Annotated in this window: 20 protein-coding genes and 1 riboswitch; of the genes, 7 read left to right on the top strand and 13 right to left on the bottom strand. The window is 69.6% G+C overall.

The window, feature by feature from the left end; all coding sequences use genetic code 11:
- Positions 1–21: 21 nt before the first annotated feature.
- Positions 22–2034 carry a HelD family protein gene (locus tag BMX74_RS00290; protein WP_055507671.1) on the top strand — a complete coding sequence of 671 codons (2013 nt, stop codon included), beginning with the start codon at positions 22–24 and terminating at the stop codon, positions 2032–2034.
- Between the two features lie 86 nt (positions 2035–2120).
- A complete protein-coding gene (locus BMX74_RS00285; RefSeq protein ID WP_055507669.1) occupies positions 2121–2651 on the top strand; it encodes a YbhB/YbcL family Raf kinase inhibitor-like protein in 531 nt (176 codons plus the stop codon).
- Positions 2652–2739: 88 nt separating this feature from the next.
- Here BMX74_RS00285 and groL read toward each other — a convergent pair whose 3' ends face one another.
- The 5 genes from groL to BMX74_RS00260 all read right to left on the bottom strand — a co-directional run bounded on the left by groL (position 2740) and on the right by BMX74_RS00260 (position 7466).
- Complete coding sequence (gene groL, locus BMX74_RS00280) at positions 2740–4368, bottom strand: chaperonin GroEL (protein ID WP_055507667.1); 1629 nt, start codon at positions 4366–4368, stop codon at positions 2740–2742.
- Between the two features lie 333 nt (positions 4369–4701).
- Positions 4702–4902, bottom strand: a complete 201-nt coding sequence (locus BMX74_RS00275) for a cold-shock protein (RefSeq protein ID WP_055507665.1) — start codon at positions 4900–4902, stop codon at positions 4702–4704.
- A gap of 242 nt (positions 4903–5144) precedes the next feature.
- Positions 5145–5420, bottom strand: a complete 276-nt coding sequence (locus tag BMX74_RS00270; protein ID WP_055507663.1) for a MoaD/ThiS family protein — start codon at positions 5418–5420, stop codon at positions 5145–5147.
- Between the two features lie 25 nt (positions 5421–5445).
- Positions 5446–6678: a threonine synthase gene (thrC, locus tag BMX74_RS00265; RefSeq protein ID WP_055507661.1), complete on the bottom strand. Its 1233-nt coding sequence runs from the start codon at positions 6676–6678 to the stop codon at positions 5446–5448.
- Positions 6679–6691: 13 nt separating this feature from the next.
- A riboswitch (SAM riboswitch) is annotated at positions 6692–6832 on the bottom strand.
- Positions 6833–6911: 79 nt separating this feature from the next.
- Positions 6912–7466 (bottom strand): RNA polymerase sigma factor, encoded by a 555-nt coding sequence (locus BMX74_RS00260; protein WP_055507659.1) that lies wholly within the window; start codon positions 7464–7466, stop codon positions 6912–6914.
- Positions 7467–7497: 31 nt separating this feature from the next.
- Between BMX74_RS00260 and BMX74_RS00255 the strand changes: the two genes are divergently transcribed.
- On the top strand, positions 7498–8922 hold the full coding sequence (locus BMX74_RS00255) for an alpha,alpha-trehalose-phosphate synthase (UDP-forming) (RefSeq protein ID WP_055507657.1): 1425 nt from the start codon (positions 7498–7500) through the stop codon (positions 8920–8922).
- A 4-nt stretch (positions 8923–8926) separates the two neighbouring features.
- Here BMX74_RS00255 and BMX74_RS00250 read toward each other — a convergent pair whose 3' ends face one another.
- Genes BMX74_RS00250 through BMX74_RS00240 form a run of 3 tightly spaced genes read right to left on the bottom strand, consistent with a single transcriptional unit; the run spans position 8927 to position 10658 of the window.
- The gene (locus BMX74_RS00250) at positions 8927–9514 is read right to left on the bottom strand and encodes a hypothetical protein (protein ID WP_055507655.1); all 588 of its coding nucleotides are present in this window, start codon (positions 9512–9514) and stop codon (positions 8927–8929) included.
- Positions 9515–9551: 37 nt separating this feature from the next.
- Entirely contained in the window at positions 9552–10319 is a 768-nt protein-coding gene (otsB, locus tag BMX74_RS00245) for a trehalose-phosphatase (RefSeq protein ID WP_055507652.1), read from the bottom strand.
- 39 nt (positions 10320–10358) lie between these two features.
- Positions 10359–10658, bottom strand: a complete 300-nt coding sequence (locus BMX74_RS00240) for a DUF3263 domain-containing protein (protein WP_055507650.1) — start codon at positions 10656–10658, stop codon at positions 10359–10361.
- Positions 10659–10776: 118 nt separating this feature from the next.
- Here BMX74_RS00240 and BMX74_RS00235 point away from each other — a divergent pair, with 118 nt between their 5' ends.
- Both BMX74_RS00235 and BMX74_RS00230 read left to right on the top strand, forming a co-directional pair.
- Positions 10777–11583 (top strand): SAM hydrolase/SAM-dependent halogenase family protein, encoded by an 807-nt coding sequence (locus BMX74_RS00235; RefSeq protein WP_236715057.1) that lies wholly within the window; start codon positions 10777–10779, stop codon positions 11581–11583.
- A gap of 155 nt (positions 11584–11738) precedes the next feature.
- Positions 11739–12908: a S8 family peptidase gene (locus BMX74_RS00230; protein WP_177227128.1), complete on the top strand. Its 1170-nt coding sequence runs from the start codon at positions 11739–11741 to the stop codon at positions 12906–12908.
- 67 nt (positions 12909–12975) lie between these two features.
- Here the strand turns inward: BMX74_RS00230 and BMX74_RS00225 are convergent, their stop codons facing one another.
- The 5 genes from BMX74_RS00225 to BMX74_RS00205 all read right to left on the bottom strand — a co-directional run bounded on the left by BMX74_RS00225 (position 12976) and on the right by BMX74_RS00205 (position 18576).
- Entirely contained in the window at positions 12976–13989 is a 1014-nt protein-coding gene (locus BMX74_RS00225) for an ABC transporter ATP-binding protein (RefSeq protein WP_091097405.1), read from the bottom strand.
- Entirely contained in the window at positions 13976–15013 is a 1038-nt protein-coding gene (locus tag BMX74_RS00220; protein ID WP_055507642.1) for an ABC transporter ATP-binding protein, read from the bottom strand. The genes BMX74_RS00225 and BMX74_RS00220 overlap by 14 nt, the downstream gene beginning before the upstream one ends.
- Before the next feature lie 12 nt (positions 15014–15025).
- Positions 15026–16003: an ABC transporter permease gene (locus BMX74_RS00215; protein ID WP_082535502.1), complete on the bottom strand. Its 978-nt coding sequence runs from the start codon at positions 16001–16003 to the stop codon at positions 15026–15028.
- Entirely contained in the window at positions 15996–16940 is a 945-nt protein-coding gene (locus tag BMX74_RS00210; RefSeq protein ID WP_055507638.1) for an ABC transporter permease, read from the bottom strand. The genes BMX74_RS00215 and BMX74_RS00210 overlap by 8 nt, the downstream gene beginning before the upstream one ends.
- Before the next feature lie 127 nt (positions 16941–17067).
- Complete coding sequence (locus BMX74_RS00205) at positions 17068–18576, bottom strand: peptide ABC transporter substrate-binding protein (RefSeq protein WP_236715056.1); 1509 nt, start codon at positions 18574–18576, stop codon at positions 17068–17070.
- 600 nt (positions 18577–19176) lie between these two features.
- On the opposite strand from BMX74_RS00205, the gene BMX74_RS00200 reads away from it, so the two are divergent.
- A complete protein-coding gene (locus BMX74_RS00200; RefSeq protein WP_055507632.1) occupies positions 19177–20112 on the top strand; it encodes an ABC transporter permease in 936 nt (311 codons plus the stop codon).
- Positions 20105–20974 (top strand): ABC transporter ATP-binding protein, encoded by an 870-nt coding sequence (locus BMX74_RS00195; RefSeq protein ID WP_176573540.1) that lies wholly within the window; start codon positions 20105–20107, stop codon positions 20972–20974. Before BMX74_RS00200 ends, BMX74_RS00195 begins: the two co-directional genes overlap by 8 nt.
- Positions 20975–21052 lie beyond the last annotated feature (78 nt).

Below are 21052 nucleotides of genomic sequence, written 5' to 3'. Positions count from 1 at the left end.
CGACCCGGGAGGCGCTTCCGCATGCCCGCACACCAGCTCGCTCCAGACATAACCGACGACCCCACCGACGTCCTCACGGCCGAACAGGCCCACCTGGCGGCGTCCAGGGCCGCGCTCAAGGCCATGCGCGCCCACGCCCAGTCCCTGTCGGCCGACGCCGCCGGCGACTGGGTCTCCCAGCAGATCCTCCAGGCGCTGCTCGACCAGCGCGTGGCCGCGCTCGCCGACCACCCCGACACCCCGCTGTTCTTCGGCCGCCTCGACCGCGCCGGGGGCGACGACCTGCCCGGCACCATCTACGTCGGCCGCAGGCACGTCCACGACACCGCCAGCCGCCCCCTCGTCATCGACTGGCGGGCGCCCGTCTCGCGGGCCTTCTACCAGGCCAGCCCCGCCGACCCCATGGGCGTCGTACGCCGCCGCCGCTTCGGCTACCACGGCGGCGCGCTCACCGCGTACGAGGACGAGCCGCTGGGCGAAGGCGTCGAGATCGGCCCCTCGAAGATCCTCACCGAGGAGATCGAGCGCCCGCGCACCGGCCCGATGCGCGACATCGTCGCCACCATCCAGCCCGACCAGGACGAGATCGTCCGCTCCGCGCTGACCCAGACCGTGTGCGTCCAGGGCGCGCCGGGCACCGGGAAGACCGCCGTGGGCCTGCACCGGGCCGCGTACCTGCTGTTCACCCACCGCGAGCGGCTGGCCAGGGCCGGCGTCATGATCGTCGGCCCGAACCGCGCGTTCCTGTCCTACATCTCCTCGGTGCTGCCCGCGCTCGGCGAGGTCAAGGTCGACCAGACCACCGTGCCGGGCCTGCTCGGCGAGCACGCCGCGCCGGAGGACCCGGCGGTGGCGGCGGTCAAGGGCGACGCCAGGATGGCCGCGGTGCTGGAGCGCGCGCTCTGGCTGCACATCGTGAAGCCGGACGAGGGCCTGGTCTTCACCAAGGGCGCCTACCGCTACCGGGTCGCCGACCACGAGGTGCGCGAGATCGTGGCGTCGCTGCGCGGCACGACCCGCTACCTGCCGGGACGCGCCGCGCTGGCGCAGCGGCTGGCCCACCTGGTGCTCGTCAGGATGGAGCAGCGCGGCGAGTCGCCCGACGACCGCGTGCAGGACGCGGTGGCCCGGTCGAAGCCGGTGAAGGCCCTGGTGGACAAGGTCTGGCCGAAGCTGACGGCGGAGCAGGTGCTCTTCCGCCTGCTGTCCGACGCCGGCTTCCTGGCGAGCGCCGCCAGGTCCGGCCTGTCGGCCGAGGAGCAGGACATGCTGCTCTGGCCCAAGCCGTACCGGAGCTGGAAGTCCGCGAAGTGGTCGGCCGCCGACGCGGCGCTCCTCGACGAGCTGCGCGACCTGATGGAACGCACGCCGTCGCTGGGCCACCTGGTCGTGGACGAGGCCCAGGACCTGTCCGAGATGCAGTTGCGCGCGCTCGGCCGCCGCTGCCGCAACGGCTCGGCCACCGTGCTCGGCGACCTGGCCCAGGGCACCACCCCCTGGTCCACCCGCTCCTGGCAGGAGGTGCTCAGGCACCTGGGCCAGGAGGAGGGCGAGGTGACCGAGCTGACGCTCGGCTTCCGCGTGCCGCGCGAGGTCCTCGACTTCGCCGCCCGCCTGCTGCCCGACGTCGCGCCCGGCCTGGCCGCGCCGAGGTCGCTGCGCCCCGGCCAGGGCTCGCTGTCGGTACGTCCCGGCGGCTCCGTCCTCCAGGCCGCCGAGGAGGCGCTGGCCAGGGAGGGCTCGATCGGCGTCATCGTGCCCGACGCTTTGGTGCCGCGCGTCTCCGAGGAGCTCGCGGGCCTCCCCCACACCGTGCTCGGCCCCGACTCGGCCGAGGAGGAGCACCGCCTGCTGGTCGTCCCCGCCACCCTGGCCAAAGGCCTGGAGTACGACCACGTCGTGGTCGTCGAGCCCGCCGACATCGTGGCGGCGGAGCCGAGGGGCCTGGCCCGCCTGTACGTGGTGCTCACCCGCGCGGTCACCTCGCTGACCGTCCTGCACGACAAGCCGCTGCCCGAGCAGCTCGCCTCCTGACGCGCCGGAGTCGCGCGGGGAAAGATCCGGGCGCGCTTCTAGGATGGGCGCGAAAGGACCTGGAAAGCACTAGGAGGAGGGACGCCGTGCCGGCACCGCTGCCACACGACCATCTGCCATCGGTCCCCGAGCTCACCGTCACCAGCGACGACATCCAGCACGGGGAGAGGCTGAACGACCTCCACGTCTTCAACGACTGGGGCATGACGGGCCAGAACGTGTCGCCGCACCTGCGGTGGTCCGGCGCGCCCATGGGCACCCGGGGCTACGCCGTCACCTGCTTCGACCCCGACGCGCCCACGGGCAGCGGCTTCTGGCACTGGGTGCTGTTCGACATCCCGGCGGACGTGACGGAGCTGCCCGCGGGCGCCGGCACGGCTCCGGAGTTCAAGGGGCTGCCGCCGGGCGCGGTGCACGCGCGCAACGACTACGGCACGAAGGACTACGGCGGCGCCGCTCCCCCGCCCGGGGCGCCGCACCGCTACGTCTTCACCGTCCACGCGCTGGGCGTGGACAAGCTGGGGGTCGGCGGCGACGCCAGCCCCGCGGTGGTGGGCTTCAACATCACCGCGAACACGCTGGCGCGCGGCTCGATCGTCGCCCACTTCGGGGTCTGACCGCCGCGCGCCGCCGCCGACACGCCGAAGGGCGGCCCGGGTCACGAGAACCGGGCCGCCCTTCCGTGTCATACAGGGCGAGCAGGACTCAGAAGTCCATGTCGCCGCCGCCGGGCATGCCACCGGGAGCGGCCGGGGTCTTCTCCGGCTTCTCGGCGATGACGGCCTCGGTGGTCAGGAACAGCGCCGCGATCGAGGCGGCGTTCTGCAGCGCGGAACGCGTCACCTTCGCCGGGTCGATGATCCCGTTGTCGAACATGTTGACGTACTCGCCGGTGGCGGCGTTCAGGCCCTCACCCGGGGTCAGGTTGCGAACCTTCTCCACCACGACGCCGCCCTCGAGGCCGGCGTTGACGGCGATCTGCTTCAGCGGCTCCTCGAGGGCCTTGCGCACGATCTGCGCGCCGGTGGCCTCGTCGCCGTTGAGCTCCAGCTTGTCGAACGCCTTGGCGCCCGCCTGCAGCAGCGCCACGCCACCGCCGGGGACGATGCCCTCCTCGACGGCCGCCTTCGCGTTGCGCACGGCGTCCTCGATGCGGTGCTTGCGCTCCTTGAGCTCGACCTCGGTGGCCGCGCCGGCCTTGATGACGGCCACGCCGCCGGCCAGCTTGGCGAGGCGCTCCTGGAGCTTCTCGCGGTCGTAGTCGGAGTCGGTGCGCTCGATCTCGGCGCGGATCTCGTTGACGCGGCCCGCGATGGCCTCGGCGTCACCGGCGCCGTCGACGATCGTGGTCTCGTCCTTGGTCACCACGACCTTGCGGGCGCGGCCGAGCAGGTCGAGGGTGGCGTTCTCGAGCTTGAGACCGACCTCCTCGGCGATGACCTGGCCACCGGTGAGGATGGCGATGTCGTTCAGCATGGCCTTGCGGCGGTCGCCGAAGCCCGGCGCCTTGACGGCGACGGAGCGGAACAGGCCGCGGATCTTGTTGACGACCAGGGTGGCCAGGGCCTCGCCCTCGATGTCCTCAGCGATGATCAGCAGCGGCTTGCCGGACTGCACGACCTTGTCGAGCAGCGGGAGCAGGTCCTTGTTGGCCGAGACCTTGCTGTTGACGATCAGGATGTACGGGTCCTCGAGCACGGCCTCCATGCGGTCGGAGTCGGTGACGAAGTACATCGAGGTCATGCCCTTGTCGAAGCGCATGCCCTCGGTGAGCTCGAGCTCCAGGCCGAAGGTGTTGCTCTCCTCGACGGTGATGACGCCTTCCTTGCCGACCTTGTCCATCGCCTCGGCGATGAGCGCCCCGATCTCGGGGTCGGCGGCGGAGATGGAGGCGGTGGAGGCGATCTGCTCCTTGGTCTCCACGTCCTTGGCCAGCTTGGAGAGCTCCTCGCTCACGCGCTCGACCGCGGCCTCGATGCCCTTCTTCAGGGCCATCGGGTTCGCGCCGGCGGCGACGTTACGCAGACCCTCGCGCACCAGCGCCTGGGCGAGCACGGTGGCCGTGGTGGTGCCGTCGCCCGCGACGTCGTCGGTCTTCTTGGCGACTTCCTTGACCAGCTCGGCGCCGATCTTCTCCCACGGGTCCTCGAGCTCGATCTCCTTGGCGATCGAGACACCGTCGTTGGTGATGGTGGGGGCGCCCCACTTCTTCTCCAGAACGACGTTGCGGCCCTTCGGGCCCAAGGTCACCTTGACGGCGTCGGCGAGCTGGTTCATACCGCGCTCGAGACCGCGCCGGGCGTCCTCGTCAAACGCGATCATCTTGGCTGCCATAAGGCTAGACCTCCCAGATGCAGGGTGGCTGTCGTGGACCGAGCCGACGCCCGCGACGGCAAGGGCCCGCATCTCCGTTCGGCAGACCCCGTCGTCTCGATCCGAGTCGTTGGCACTCTGCAGGACAGAGTGCCAACGAACTGTTTAGCACTCTACCCGGTCGAGTGCAAGCGAAGCGCTACCTGCCCGGCCTTTCGGCCCAGGTCAGCCCCGAATCCGAGAGGTACGGCGAGTCTGGCGAGGAACTCGCCGTATCCCGGTCGGCGATGATGGACGGCAGGGACGCGCGCACTGCGCCGACGCGCGACCTGCCCTGTGGATGACGGCGACGAATCAGACCGTACGGACCGACTCCGCCTGCGGGCCCTTCTGGCCCTGCGTGATCTCGAACTCGACCCGCTGGCCTTGCTCGAGGGCTCGATACCCGTCCATCAGGATCGCCGAGTAATGGACGAATACATCCTTACCACCGTCTACCGCGATGAAGCCGTAGCCCTTGTCCGCGTTGAACCACTTGACGGTGCCCTGCGCCACTTCCGACTCCTCTTACTGGGCTAACAGATCTCGCCCATTCCTCCGCGAGACCCGTAATCGCCGTGACTTATGGGGAAAACAGCCAGACGATCGTCCTCGACCATACCTGTGGCAAGGGGTTTGGCAACAGAGTCAATCAGCAAACTACCTATTTCCCACGAGCAGATTCGTTCAATGTTGAATTGGCCGAAAATGGAGAAGGCGCCCACAAGGGGCGCCTTCCACGGACGGGGAGCGGGCCGTCAGCCGCCCGCGACCGCCGGGATGATGGAGATCTGGGTGCCCTCGGGGGCCGGAGTGTCCAGGCCCTGAGCAAAACGGACGTCCTCTTCGCCCACGTAAACGTTGACAAAACGCCGAATCTTGCCCGATTCATCCAGAATGCGCGCGCCGATCCCCGGGTAGTCGGAGTCGAGCTTGGCCAGAACCTCACGAAGAGTGGCGCCTTCGCCACTCACTTCCGCGCTGCCGCCGGTGTAGGTGCGCAGGATGGTGGGAATCCGCACAGAAACGCTCATGGGTTTACGTCGCCTTTCCTGATTGTCAGACAGTCGCGCGGAACGCGTCGAGCGAGGGCCGGATCACGGCCGTGGGGGCGGCGTCCGCCGCGATGACGTCGAGCGTCTTGAGCCCGTCGCCGGTGTTGAGCACCACGGTCTCGGCCTCGGGGTCGAGACGCCCCGACTCGGCCAGCTTCTTCAGCACGCCCACGGTGACACCGCCCGCGGTCTCGGCGAAGACGCCCTCGGTGGACGCGAGCAGCCTGATCGCCTCGACGATCTCGGCGTCGGTGACGTCCTCGACCGCGCCGCCCGTGCGGCGCGCGATGTCGAGCACGTACGGGCCGTCGGCGGGGTTGCCGATGGCCAGCGACTTGGCGATGGTGTCGGGCTTGACCGGCTGGACGACCTCGTGGCCCGCCTTGAACGCGGTGGAGACCGGCGAGCAGCCCGCGGCCTGCGCCCCGAAGATCTTGTACGGGGTGTCCTCGACCAGGCCCAGCGCCACCAGCTCCTTGAAGCCCTTGTCGATCTTCGTGAGCTGGGAGCCGGAGGCGATGGGGATGACGATCTGCTCGGGCAGCCGCCAGCCGAGCTGCTCCGCGATCTCGTACGCGAGCGTCTTGGAGCCCTCGGCGTAGTAGGGCCGCAGGTTCACGTTGACGAAGCCCCACTTGTCGCCGAGCGGGTCGCCGATCAGCTCCGAGCAGAACCTGTTGACCTCGTCGTACGTGCCGTCGATGCCGATGAGCCTGCCGCCGAACACCCGGGCCATGGCGATCTTCGCCTGCTCCAGGTCGGCGGGGATGAACACGCACGCCTCCAGCCCGGCCCGCGCGGCGGCGGCCGTGACCGCGCCCGCCAGGTTGCCGGTGGAGGAGCAGGACAGCGTGTGGAAGCCGAAGTTGCGCGCCGCCTCGACCGCCATGGCCACCACGCGGTCCTTGAAGGAGTGGGTGGGGTTGCCCGAGTCGTCCTTGACGTGAAGGGACTTGAAGCCGAGCGCCCGGCCGAGGTTGCCGGCCTTGACGAGCCTCGTCCAGCCCGGGTTCATGTTGGGCTTGGTGGCCACGTCGGCGGGGACGGGCAGCAGCGAACGGTAGCGCCAGATGCTGGCCGGGCCCGACTCGATCTGCTCGCGGGTGACGTGGCCGAACTCGTAGGCCGCCTCCAGCGGCCCGAAACACTCGACACACGCGAAGCTGGGCCCGAGGGGGTAGCGCGCGCCGCACTCACGGCAGGACAGAGCGACGGCAGGACCAAAGTCAAGCGACATGAAGCGAGGCCTTCCCTCATCTTCGCCCGCGGCCACCTTGACCGCAGACCGGAATTGGCACCCTGTCCCGGTCGGCCTCGCCTGGTCGCGAGCACAAGCCGGGAGGGTTGCCGGGGCTTCGCAGGGCCGGTCCCTCCACCCCTCTGGATGAGCAATGTTCAGTTGTCGAGAAGGACTCTACCTGCAGAAGGCCGGAGAACAACCACCCGTCTCACCATCCGGGACAGCCCGTCTCACCGGTAGTCGTCTCCCAGCGCCGCCTGCACGTACTTGCGGGCCTGGTGGATGCGCGACTTGGCGGTGCCGAGCGGGATGCCGAGCTGCTCGGCCACCTCGTTGTAGTCGAGCTGGACGATGTCGCGCAGCACCAGCGCCTGCGCCAGGTCGGGCTTGTCGGCCTCCAGCGCCTCCATGGCGTCGAGCAGGTCGAGCCGCGACCCCGCGATGACGCTCACCCTCCGCGCGTCCGGCTTCTGCATGGGCAGCTCGTCGGAGCTCTGCTCGGCCGCCCTGCGCTTCAGCGAACGGTACGTGGTGCGCGCGCAGTTGGCCGTGACGATGTGCAGCCAGGTGCTGAACCTGGCGCGGCCCTCGAACCTCTTGATGTTGCGCGCCACGGCCAGCAGGGTGTCCTGGGAGGCCTCCTCCGCGTCCTGGTGGTACGGCAGGATGCGGGAGCAGTGGCGCAGCACGTCGGGCTCTATTCTCCGCAGGAGCTCGCCGAGCGCGCGATGGTCTCCGGCTGCGGCGGAGCGGGCCAGTTCCTCGGTTAGCTCATCAAGCGCCATGCCTGGGATCCTATGGTCGGAGGGAGCTTCCATGAACAGCGTCCTGGTGGCCTCGAACAGAGGGCCCGTCTCCTTCACCGTCTCCGAGGACGGCGAGCTGACGATGAAGCGCGGCGGCGGCGGCCTGGTGTCCGGCCTGTCCGGCGTGGCCAAGGAGCACGGCGTCGTCTGGGTGTGCGCCGCGCTGTCCGACGGCGACCGCATCGCGGTGCGGCGGGCACCCGGCGGCCGGCTCGACCACGCGGGCTACGCCACGGGCGCGCTGCGGATGCTCGACATCCCTCCCGCGACGTTCCACCGCGCCTACAACGCGGTGGCCAACTCCACCCTGTGGTTCGTCAACCACCTGCTCTACGACACCCCGAACGCGCCGAGCTTCGGCACGAGGTTCGCGCGCGAATGGGAGTCGTACCGCGACTACAACGGGGCGTTCGCGCTGGCGCTCGCCGAGGAGGCCGGCCCGCACGCGCGGGTGATGGTGCAGGACTACCACCTCACCCTGACCCCGGCGATGCTCAGGGCCGAGCGGCCCGACCTGCGCGTGGCGCACTTCAGCCACACGCCGTGGGCGCCGCCCGAGTACTTCTCGCTGCTGCCCGACGAGGTGGCGCGGGAGGTCCTGGAGGGCATCCTCGGCGCCGACCACGCGGGCTTCCTGACCGACAGGTGGGCGCGGGCGTTCATGGACTGCTGCGAGTCGGTGCTCGGCGCGCGGGTGGACCGCCGCCTGCGCACCGTCGTCCACGAGGGCCGCGCCACCAGGATCGGCGTCCACAGCCTGGGGGTCGACGGCCACGCCCTGTGGGAGCGGGCCTGCGAGCCCGACGTCGAGTCGCACATGGCCGCGCTCAGGCAGCAGGTGGGCGACCGCAGGCTGATCGTCCGCATCGACCGCACAGAGCTGTCGAAGAACATCGTGCGCGGCCTCATGGCCTACGGCGAGTTCCTCGCCGCGCACCCCGAGTGGCACGGCCGCGTGGTGCACCTGGCCTTCGCCTACCCGAGCAGGCACGACCTGCCGGAGTACCGCGAGTACACCGCGTCGGTGCAGCGCTGGGCCAAGGAGATCGAGGACGAGTACGCCACCGAGGACTGGGACCCTCTGATCCTCAACGTCAACGACGACTACCCGCGCTCGCTGGCGGCTTACCGGATGGCCGACGTGCTGCTGGTGAACCCGATCCGCGACGGCATGAACCTGGTGGCGAAGGAGGGCCCGATCCTGTCCCCGCGCTGCGCGCTGGTGCTGTCGCGGGAGGCCGGCGCGGCGGCCGAGCTGGGGCCGCACGCGCTGCTGGTCAACCCGTACGACGTCACCGGCACCGCCGCCGCCCTGCACCGGGCGCTGGTCATGCCGGAGGACGAGCGCAGGCGGCGCGGCGAGAGGCTGCGCGAGGCGGCCACCGCCCTGCCGCCCGACAGGTGGCTCGCCGCCCAGCTCGACGCGCTCGGCTAGCACGTCACATCCAGTCGGCGTACTTGAGGGTGTCCGGCAGTCCCGGCGTGTTCCACTGGTCCACGACGAGGATCTTCGACTTCGGCAGGTACCACTCGCGCTGCGTGAAGCGCGCCTTCACCGCGCCGTTCGAGTAGCTGACGCAGGTGGACTTCCACTCGCGGTAGGCCGCCTTGTGCCCGGGGCCGACCTGGCGCAGGCCCCTGGTGCCCTTCGGGCCGATGACCTCACCCCACTTGTGGTTGAACGGGCACATCTGCACGTCGGTGGCGGGGTAGTACGGCTTCTCGCCCGTGTAGGGAGAGAACGCCTCGTTGCCGACCTTGATGGCCTTCGGCCCGAGGATCCAGAAGCTGTCGCACTCCGACCCGCCGTAGCCGTCCTCGGGGTGCGCGCACTTGCCCGTCACCACGCGGACCCAGTCGGTGCCGCCACCGTGCACGACCCACTGGATCGGGATGTAGAGGGTCAGGCCGTTGCGGAGCTTCAGCTGCTGGGCGGGGGCGGCGGACGCGGGGACGGACGCGGCGGTGGACATACCGACGAGCGCCGCCGCGGCCACGGCCGCGACGGCGAGGAATCGCTTGCTCATGCGGCGAACGTATCGGCCACCACTTGCAGACCAGTCGCTAACGACTGAAAGCCGATGAGAGTTCCCGCAGGAGGGCGATCACGCCTTCCGGGCCGTCGACCACGATGTCGGCCCGCTCGGCCAGGGCGGTGACCTCGGCGGAGCCGCTGCAGACCGTCACGCCGGGCAGCCCCGACGCGCGCACGGCGTCGAAGGCGGCCAGGTCGCCCAGGTCGTCGCCGGCGAACAGCACCGACCGCGCGTCGCGCTCGGCCAGGAACATGCTGAGTGCGTGGCCCTTGTCCATGCCGGGCGGGCGCAGCTCCAGCACCATGCGGCCGGGCTCGACCACCAGGCCGTGCTTCTCCGCCAGCTTGGCGAGCGGGTCGCGCAGGACGGCCAGCGCCGCCTCGGGATCGGGGCTGCGCCGCGTGTGGACGGCGACCGCCCGCCCCTTGTCCTCGACGGTGACGCCGTCGAGGCCGAGGGAGTCGAGCAGCAGCGGCAGGTCGGCGCGGGCCCTGGGGACGCCCGCCGGGGGCGGGGGCGCGGAGACCCGGCCGCCCTCCCAGCGCTCGAAACCGTAGTGGCCGAGCACGACCAGGCCGGGCACCGCCTCCAGCCCTCGTCCGAGCTCCAGCGCCGTCGCGACGGGGCGTCCCGTCACGATGGCCACGGCCATGACGTGCCCGCCCAGCTCGGCGAGCACGGCGGGCGCGTCCGGGTGGATGACGGCGGAGGCGGGGTCTGCGACGATCGGCGAGAGGGTCCCGTCGAAGTCGAGCCCGATCACGGCGCCCGCCGGGTCGGTCAGTATCGCTTCCATTCCGGGGATGTTCTTCACGCGCGTGCCCTACCCAGCACGTCAGGGGCGCATGCCAAGCCGTCGCGCGGCCCGGTCGCGCCGGCGCGCGGACCGTAACCTGCGCAGCCGCTTGACCAGCATCGGGTCGTGCTCCAGCGCCTCGGGACGGTCGATCAGCTCGCCGAGAAGCTGGTAGTAGCGCGTGGCGGAGAACCCGAAGGCCTCCTTGATGGCCTGTTCCTTGGCGCCCGCGTGCCGCCACCAGTGGCGTTCGAAGGCGAGGAGCTCGAGATCGCGTTCTGTCAGGGGTTGGCGGGACGATTCCTGGGCAGCACTATCACCGCCGAGCGGTGCTCCCATGGTGTCCTCCTCAAAGGGGGCGTGGGGCGGTCACGCCACACGCATGCGGCCCGCAGCCAATCGTAATGTGCCAAGTGCGGGTGTTCACGGCGTAATGAGAGACGTACAGTCACGAGATGTGACCTCGTTCATCACCCTCCTCACCGACTACGGGCTGGAGGACGGGTTCGTCGCCGCCTGCCACGGCGTCATCGCCGGGATCGCGCCCGAGGCCCGCGTGATCGACGTGTGTCACCTCGTCCCGCCGGGCGACGTGCGGCGTGGCGCGGCGATTCTCTCGCAGACCATTCCGTACCTGCCCGCAGGGGTGCACATCGGCGCGGTCGATCCCGGGGCGGGCACGTCGCGCAGGGCCGTGGCGGTCACGGCGGGGGCACGGGTGTTCGTCGGGCCCGACAACGGGCTGCTGTCGTGGGCGGTACGCGCGGCGGGCGGCGCGGCGGCGGCGTACGAGATCCGCGACGAGGCGCACTTCCTGCGGCCGGTCTCCCCCACCTTCCCGGGGCGCGACGTGTTCGCGCCGGTCGCGGCGCGGCTGGCGCTCGGGCTGGACCCCGCCGAGCTGGGCCCGCAGGTGCCGCTGGACCGTCTGGTCACCCTGCCGGAGCCGACGTCGCTCATGCGCGACGGCGCCGTGGAGGGCGAGGTGGTGTCCGTCGACCGCTTCGGCAACACGCAGTTGTCGATCGCCGTGGGCGACCTGCGGGCGCTGGGCGTGCGCGTGGGCGACAACCTGGGCGTCTGGATGGGGCGGCGGCAGCTCACGCTGCCGTACAGGGAGACGTTCGCGGCGGTGCCGCCGGGCGAGCTGGTGGCGTTCGCCGACTCCGCGGGGCTGATCGCGATCGGCGTCAACTGCGGGGACGCGGCGCAGCGGCTGGGGCTCCCGCCGGGCGCGCACGTCCGGGTCTCCCCCAGCCGCTGAGGCCGCCCAATAGGGCAGCAAGGCCGACGAAAGCCGCTTAAACCTTATTACTCACCGTATCGGACTGTTTACCGAAGCGTCGGACCCGGCCGCTGACGACATGTCAGAATGCACGGACAGATCGGACGACCCCCTCCCCTCCCGTCGAGGTCGGCGTGTTCCAGCTGTCCCGCTCACCGTTCCCCGCCAGGGCCGCCCGCCCGGCCGCCCTCCTCGTGCTCGCCACGCTGCTCGCCGTACCGCTCCCCGACCTGGCAGGCGCCCCCGCCCGCGCCGATGACGTCGGCAGGGCCGCCCGCGCCGGGCAGTGGCAGATCGGCCCGCTGCGGCTGCGCGAGGCGTGGCGGGTCACCAGAGGCGAGGGCGCCCTCGTCGCCGTCCTCGACACCGGCGTGGACGCCCGCCACCCCGACCTCGCCGGCGCCGTCATCGAGGGCCCCGACCTGACCGGCACCGACGAGCGCCCCGACCAGTGGGGGCACCACGGCACCGGGATGGCGAGCCTCATCGCCGGGCGCGGCCACGGCGAGGGCGCCGCCTCCGGCGTGGTCGGCGTGGCGCCCGCGGCCCGCGTGCTGTCCGTCAGGGTCACGCTGGAGAGCGGCGACCCGCTGCGCGAGACGCGCCGCTCCTCGGGCGACGCCCTGGCCAAGGGCATCAGGTACGCCGCCGACCAGGGCGCCGACGTCATCAGCATGTCGCTCGGCGGCCGCGGCGGCGCGCCGGAGGGCTCGCCCGCCGAGGAGGAGGCCGTCAGGTACGCGCTGGCCCGCGGGGCGGTGCTCGTGGCCTCGTCCGGGAACGACGGCGCCACCACGAACAGGAGGAACTTCCCCGCCGCCTACCCCGGCGTCATGGCGGTCGGCGCGGTGGACAGGCGGCTGCGCGTCGCCCGCTTCTCCAACCGCCAGCCCTACCTGTCGGTGGTCGCGCCCGGCACCGGCGTCGTCACCGCCGACGGCGCGGACGGGTACGTGGTCGGCGACGGCACCAGCTCGGCCACGGCCGTGGTCGCGGGCATCGCCGCGCTCGTCAGGTCCGCCCATCCCGGGCTGTCGCCGCGGCACGTCCGCGAGGCCGTCGAGCGGGGCGTCAGGCGGCGGCCGCCGGGCGGTCACAGCCCCGCGTACGGGCACGGCGTGGTGGACGCGCTGCTCGCGCTGCGCGCGGCCGACGGGCTGGCCGCCCCCGCCGCGCCGTCCGGCGCCTCGGCGCCGCGCCCCCAGGGGGGGCTGCCGCCGGCGCGCACGGCGGTGCTGGCGGGCATGCTGCTGCTCGTGGCCGGGATGGCGCTCCGAGTCGTGCTGCGCAGGGACCAGCCGTGAGACGCCTCGGACGCGGGAAAGGCCCCGTGCGGACGGTCGTCCGCTCGGGGCCCTCTCGTGCCGTCGGTCAGCCGGCGTGCACCACGTCGTGCGTCTCGGCGAAGTGGCAGGCGCTCTCGTGGCCGGTGCCCGGCCGGATCTGCAGCAGCGGCTCCTGCTCGGCGCAGATCTCCTGCGCCTTCCAGCACCGGGTGCGGAAGCGGCAGCCGGTCGGCGGGTTGGCCGGCGAGGGCGGATCGCCCTGCAGGATGATCCGCTCGCGCTGCTCGCGCCCCTCGGGGTCGGGCACCGGCACCGCCGACAGCAGAGCCTGCGTGTACGGGTGCGCCGGCTTGTCGTAGATGTCGTTGTCCTTGCCGAGCTCCACGAACTTGCCGAGGTACATCACGCCGACCCGGTCGGAGATGTGGCGGACCACCGACAGGTCGTGGGCGATGAAGATGTAGGCCAGGTCGAACTCGTTCTGCAGCCGCTCCAGCAGGTTGATCACCTGGGCCTGGATCGACACGTCCAGCGCCGACACCGGCTCGTCGCAGACGATGATCTCCGGCTGGAGCGCGAGGCCGCGGGCGATGCCGATGCGCTGCCGCTGGCCGCCCGAGAACTGGTGCGGGTAGCGGTTGATGTGGTCGGGGTTGAGCCCGACGACCTCCAGCAGCTCCTGCACCTTCTTGCGCCGGTCGCCCTTCGGGGCGACCTCGGTGTGGATCTCGAACGGCTCCCCGATGATGTCGCCGACCGTCATGCGCGGGTTCAGCGACGTGTACGGGTCCTGCATCACCATCTGGATGTTGCGCCGCATCCGCTTGAGCTCGGAGCCCCTGGCCTTGGCGATGTCCTTGCCGTTGATCGTCACCGAGCCCGAGGTGGGCCGCTCCAGCGCCATCAGCACCTTGGCCAGCGTGGACTTGCCACACCCCGACTCGCCCACGATGCCCAGCGTCTCGCCCTTGCGCAGGTCGAAGGAGACGCCGTCGACGGCCTTGATCGCGCCGATCTGGCGCTTGAACACGATGCCCTGCGTCAGGGGGAAGTGCTTGACCAGGTCGCGGACCTCAAGGACGCGCTCACTGCTGCTCACCGTCGAGGACCTCCCTCCAGTAGTGACAGGCGCTGCTGCGCGTGCCGCTGATCTCGTAGAGCGGGGGTGCGCTGGTCACGCAGTTGTCCTGCCGGTACGGGCACCGGGGATGGAACGCGCAGCCTGTGGGCAGGTCGAGCAGGTTGGGCGGCAGGCCCTTGATGGCGTACAGCTCCTGGCCCTTGAGGTCCACCCTGGGGATGGACTCCAGCAGGCCCTTCGTGTACGGGTGGGCGGGCGCCCGGTAGATGTCGTGCACCGGGGCGTTCTCCACGATCCGTCCCGCGTACATGACCGCGATCTTGTCGGCGACGTCGGCGACGACGCCCAGGTCGTGGGTGATCAGGATCATGCCCATCTGGCTCTCGCGCTGCAGCTCGGCCAGCAGGTCCATGATCTGCGCCTGGACGGTCACGTCGAGCGCGGTGGTCGGCTCGTCCGCGATCAGCACCTCCGGGTCCAGCGCGATCGACATCGCGATCATGATGCGCTGGCGCATGCCGCCGGAGAACTGGTGCGGATAGTCGTGGACGCGCTGCTTCGCCGCCGGGATGCGGACCTTGTCCATCAGCTCGACGGCCTTCTTCATGGCGTCGGACTTGGACATGCCGCGGTGCACCCGGAACATCTCGCTGATCTGCCAGCCCACGGTGAACACCGGGTTGAGCGCGGAGAGCGCGTCCTGGAAGACCATCGCGATGCGCTGGCCGCGCACCTGGGTCCGCGCGTCGTCCGACAGCTTGAGCAGGTCGGTGCCCTTGAAACGGATCTCCCCCTGGGGGATGACCGCGGGCGGCATGTCCAGGATGCCCATGATGGCCTGGGCGGTGACGGACTTGCCGGAACCCGACTCGCCGAGCACGGCGAGCGTCTCGCCGGGGTTGACCGTGTAGCTCACGCCGTTCACCGCCCGCACGACCCCCGCACGGGTGTGGAACTCCACGTGCAGGTCGTCCACGGCGAGCAGCGGTTCGTCGCCCAGCCCTCCCTCGGCGGGCAACACCTCTGGCGCTGTCCTCTTCACGTTTCCCCCCTTCTACCTGAGCTTCGGGTCGAGCGCGTCACGCACGGCGTCGCCCATCATGATGAACGCGAGCACGGTGATGCTCAGGAACACGGCCGGGAACACCAGCGGCAGCGGCGCGTCGAGGAACCTGTTGCGCGCGTCGGCGATCATCAGGCCCCACGAGATGTCCGGCGACTGCACGCCCACGCCGAGGAACGACAGCGCGGCCTCGGCCGCGATGAAGCCGCCCAGGTTGATCGTGGAGACCACGATCACCGGCGCCAGCGAGTTGGGCAGCAGGTGACGGAACATGATCCGGCCCGCGCCCGCGCCCAGCGCCTTGGCTGCCACCACGAAGTCCTGGCTCTTCGCGGTGATCACCGCCGCGCGCATGATGCGGAACGTCATCGGCCAGCCGAGCAGCGCGAGCGCGAGGATGACCAGCATGATGCTGTTGGCCCTGCCGCGGAAGGTGGCCGCGATGAGCAGCGCGCCGAGGATCGGGGGGATCGCGAAGAAGATCTCGGTCACGCGCGAGGAGATCACGTCGATGGCGCCGCTGAAGTAGCCGGAGATGATGCCGAGCAGGCCGCCGAGCAACGCGGTGATCAACGTGGTGAACACACCGATCACGATCGAGTTCCGCGCGCCGTAGATGGTCCTGGCGTAGACGTCGCAGCCCAGGTTGTCCTTGCCGAACATGTGTCCGGCGCTCGGGAGCTGCCGCGCCGTGGACAGGTCGCACGTCCTGGCGTTGAACGGGTCGATCGAGGTGAACAGCGACGGCCAGAACGACATGACGAGCAGGACCGCGATGATGATCAGCGAGAGGATGAACATCGGCCTGCGCCTCAGGTCGTACCAGGCGTCGGTCCACAGGCTGGCGGGCTTGCCGCCCTTCTGCTTGCCCTTGCGCTGGCCTTCCTGCGCCGGGGGGACGACCTGGTCGGTGACCATGGTCTGCGTCTCGGGGAGCCCGGGTCCGACCGGCTGGGTTGGGTTACTCATAGCGGATCCTCGGGTCGAGCACTGCGTACAACATGTCGACGACCAGGTTGGCCAGGATGTAGATCAGCACCAGCACGGTCACGATGCCCACGACGACGGGTTGCTCGCGCAGGTACACCGACTGGAAGAGCTGGTTGCCGATGCCCGGCAGGTTGAAGATCGTCTCGGTGATGACCGCTCCGCCCATCAGGTTGCCGAGGTCGGCGCCGAGATAGGTGACCATGGGGATCAGCGCGTTGCGCAGCCCGTGCCTGCCGATCACCCGGCGTCTGGAGAGCCCCTTGGCCGTGGCCGTGCGGATGAAGTCCGCCCGCAGGGTCTCCACCAGGCTGGTCCTGGTCAGCCGGGTCAGGTAGGCGACTCCCAGTCCCGCGAGCACGAAGCCGGGCAGCAGATAGCTGCGCCAGCCGGCGAAGACGCCCGCGACGGGGAAGATGTCGGCTCCCGTCCACTGCTTGAGCTTCACGCCCAGCACGAGCTGCAGCACGAAGCCGGTCACCAGCGTCGGGACGGAGATCAGCAGCAGCGTCGCGGCGAGGATCATGGTGTCGGACGCCTTGCCGCGGCGCAGCGCCGCGAACAGGCCGAGGCCGACGCCGATGACCGCCTCCATGACCAGCGCCGTGACCGCCAGGTTCAGCGTGACCTGGAACTTGCCGGCCATGAGCTGCGAGACGGGGACGTCGGCGAAGTTGACGCCGAAGTCGCCGCGGAAGAGCACGCCGCTGATGTAGTACCAGTACTGCAGCAGCAAGGGATCGTTCAGGTGGTACTGCTCGCGCAGGACCTCCGCCACGGCGGGGTCCGGACGCTTGTCGCCGAACAACGCCGCGATGGGATCCCCGGGCAGAGCGAAGACGATGACGAAGATGAGTAGGGTGGCGCCGAGCAGGACGGGTATCGCCTGGATCAAGCGCCTGATGACATAACGGCCCATTCAAGCCCTCCAGTACATGACTTGGAGGCAGCACCTGGAATCCACGGTTGTGCCGGGCCCAAGCGGCTGCCTCCAAGCTCGGTCGTCCGAGGGGTGGGCGGCGCCGCCGCCCACCTCCCGAATGACGTCAGGCCTTTTCGATGTCCGCCCACTCAACCTGGTTGAGCAGGTTCAGCTTGACGTTCTTGACCTTGGTGGAGTTACCGAAGTTGCTCCGGTAGAAGTAGACCGGGATGTACGGCAGCTCCTTGATCAGGATGTCGTCGGCCTGCTGGTAGAACTTCAGGCCCTCGGCCGGGTCCGTGGCCTGGTCGCCCTTGGCCACGAGCGCGTCGAACTCCTTGTTGGAGTAGCCGCCGTAGTTGGAGCCCGTCTCGATGGCGCCGGTGCCGAAGATCGGCGTGAGGTAGTTCTCGGGCGACGGGTAGTCGATCGACCAGCCCATGCGGAACAGGCCCTTGTACTCCTTGGCGTCCAGGGCGTCCAGGATGCCCTGGAACTTCTCGAACGGCTTGGGCGAGACCTCGATGCCGAGGTTCGCGCGCAGGTTGTTCGCGACGGCCTCGATCCACTCCTTGTGGCCGCCGTCCGCGTTGTAGCCGAGCTCCAGCGTCTTCGGGCCCTTGGCCGACTCGTACAGCTTCTTCGCCTCGGCCGGGTTGTACGTGCAGGCGTCGCAGGCGCCCTGACGGTAACCGGGGATGGCCGGGTTGATGAAGTCGTCCGCGGGGGCGCGGGTGCCCGAGAAGACCGTCTCGGTGATGGTCTTCCTGTCGATGGCCATCGAGATGGCCTTGCGGATGTCCGGGTTGTTGAACTCGGGGTTGTACTTCAGCGGCACGCCGATGTAGCCGACGGAGGCGTCGGGCTCGTCGTGGTAGCGGTCGCCCAGAGCCGCCTTGGCGCCGGCGATGGCCGAAGCGGGCAGCGAGTCGTGGATGTCGAGGTTCTCCGCCTGGAGGTCGTTGTAGGCGGTCTCGGAGCTGGTGTAGACCTTGAACTGGAGCTTGGTCCAGTTCTTCGGCTTGGCGCCGGTGAACTTGTCGTAGACCGACAGCTCGATGGTCTGGTCGGTGCCCTTCTTGTAGGGCTTGTCGAGCTTGAACAGACCCTGGCCGATCGGCTTCTCGCCGTACTCCTGCGTCACCTTGCCGTCGGGGCCGAAGGCCGACTTGGGCAGCGGGTAGAACGCGGTGTACCCGAGCATCGTCTTGAACTGGGAGAACGGGGCGGAGAGGGTGACCTCGAGGGTGTTGTCGTCGACGACCTTGAGACCCTTCATCTCCTTGGCCGTCGGGGTCTTGCCCTCACCCGGGTGCACGTCGTTGTAGCCGTCGACGCGACCGAAGAAGTAGGAGGAGCTCATCGCGTTGTCCTGGTACGCGGCGAAGTCCCAGGCGCGCTTGTAGTCCTCGGCGGTGACCGGGGTGCCGTCGTGCCAGGTGTAGCCCGGCTTGAGCTTGATCGTCCAGACCTTGCTGTCGGAGGTCGTGATCGACTCGGCGGCCTCCTCGACGGGCTGCTTGTTCTCGTCGTAACCGACGAGCGGCGAGAACACGGCGGCGAGGACCTCGGAGCCCTCGGTCTCGGTGGTGTTCTGCGGGACCAGCAGCTCCTGCGGCTCTCCGATTTCCATGCGGACCGGCGTTTCGGAGCCGCCCGCGGCAGTGCCACCGCCGTCGGAGGCACCGCCGCCACACGCGGCAACCGCGAGGGCGAGCAGCGCGGTACCGGCGACGATCTGTGCGCCCTTAGTAACACGCATGGTGAAAAAATTCCTCCCTCTACAGGTGGGCGTAAGCGCTGAGCTGCAAGATCGTGAGCAGCCTGACGGGGAGTTCCTGGTATCCCCCCGGGTTTGGCTGACATGGTCAAACCAGCCGACGCCCTGCCAGTCGATCGCGACTATCCCTCACTACGTGCCACCAGCGAGTCTCTGGCGCGTTGCAGTTCGGTCACACGTACGCCTATCCAGCGTCACAGGCATAGGGCCCGTTCAATAGAGAACCGTACAAGACGCCCCAAAGGGGATCTGCCTGGACATGAACAGTCGATGAAAAATACCTCTTACCGGACACTGCTCGTGCCCTTACCACCCGACGCCGCCTGCCTGGGCTACGGTTGAGCGAGTCTTGAAAGAACGCTGGAACCAGGAGCCCCAACAGTCCGTCCAACTGTCGGCCGCACACCCGTGCGGCAGGCACCTCACCGATCCGGATCCAATAGAGTCCTTGCCATGAGCCAGCCGGAATCCGCTGTCGCGGACGCCCAGGCGGGCGGCCGAAGCGGGCAGGAGCCGCTGGCCAAGCTCGCCGAGAGATACGGACTTCGCCGCTCCATCGCGCGGCCGAGGTTCCCTGTCTATCTGCGCCAGCTTTGGGAGCGGCGACACTTCATCCTGACGTACGCCACCTCGCGCAACGTCTCGAAGTACTCCAGCTCGGCCCTGGGCCAGCTGTGGCAGGTGCTGACACCGCTGCTGAACGCGGCCATCTACTTCCTGATGTTCGGCCTCATCCTGGGCGGCAGCAAGAACATCACGAACTACCCGGCCTTCCTGCTGACCGGGATGTTCGTCTTCACCTACACCCAGCGCACGGTCACGGCGGGGGCCAAGTCCATCTCGGGCAACCTCTCGCTGATCCGCGCCCTGCACTTCCCCCGGGCCTCGCTGCCCCTGGCGTACACGATCCAGGAGCTCCAGCAACTCGCCATCTCCATGGGCGTGCTGCTGGTGATCGTGGTGCTCACCGGCGAGCTGCCCAACTGGTTCTGGCTGATGATCCCGCTCGTGCTGCTGATGCAGACGATGTTCAACATCGGCGCCGGGCTGGTCATCGCGCGGATGGGAGCCTCCATGCGCGACCTGAACCAGCTCCTGCCCTTCATCACCCGTACCTGGCTGTACGCCTCGGGCGTCTTCTTCTCCATCCAGGACAAGGTGGTCGAAGCCGCGCACATGCCTCAGTGGGTGGCCGACATCATGTACCTCAACCCGGCCGCCTCGTACATCGAGTGGATGCGCGACATCCTGATCGCCAGCCACAACCCCGAGTGGGGGCACAACCCGCCGCCGATCATCTGGATCTCTTGCGTATTCTGGGCGGTGTTCGCTCTCTCATTCGGCTTCTGGTACTTCTGGCGAGCCGAGGAGAGGTACGGACGTGGCTGAGCTGACCAAGGAGTTGTCACAGGTGAAGGGCGAGGAGCCCGCCGTCCGCGGCAAGGACGTCAGGGTGCACCCCAACCCGGAGCCCACTACGGGCAAGCGTCCCCTCGACGCGCCCACGGGCACTCCGACCGTCATCGTCGACGACCTGCACATCGTCTACCGGGTGTACGGCGCGGCGACCGACGCCGAGAAGGGCAACGCCGTCAACGCCCTCACGCGTCTGCTGAAGCGCCAGGGCCGCCCCCAGATGAAAGAGGTCCACGCCGTCAAGGGCGTGTCCCTGGTGGCCTACCACGGCGACGCCATCGGCATCGTGGGGCGCAACGGCTCCGGCAAGTCCACGCTGCTGCGCGCCATCGCCGGCCTGCTGCCGCCCCACGCGGGCGCCGTCTACACCGACGGCCAGCCGTCGCTGCTCGGCGTCAACGCCGCCCTCATGCGCGAGCTCACCGGCGAGCGCAACATCGTCCTCGGCTGCTACGCCATGGGCATGACCCCGGCCGAGGTCAGGGAGAAGTACGACGAGATCGTCGAGTTCTCCGGCATCGACGAGTTCGTCCAGCTGCCCATGTCCACGTACTCGTCCGGCATGGGCGCCCGCCTGCGCTTCGCCATCTCCTCCGCCAAGACCCACGACGTCCTCCTCATCGACGAGGCGCTCGCCACCGGCGACCGCGAGTTCCGCAAGCGCAGCGAGCAGCGCATCCGCCAGATCCGCGAGTCCGCCGGCACCGTCTTCCTCGTCGCCCACGACCTCAAGGTCATCGAGGAGACCTGCAACCGCGTCATCTGGCTGCACAAGGGCAAGATGAGGATGGACGGCGACCCGAAGGAAGTCATCTCCGCCTACAACAAGGGCTGACCCCGCCCGCCTTGTGTGAGCACCAACACCCGTGACACGCGGGGTAAAAGGCTGACGTCGCGCGCCCTGTTCCGCTAG

The sequence above is a fragment of the Nonomuraea pusilla genome (assembly GCF_900109355.1).
In the GTDB taxonomy this organism is placed as follows: Bacteria; Actinomycetota; Actinomycetes; order Streptosporangiales; family Streptosporangiaceae; genus Nonomuraea; species Nonomuraea pusilla.
The sequence above is the reverse complement of the archived record's forward strand: the minus strand, read 5'-3'. Positions and strand labels throughout refer to the sequence as shown.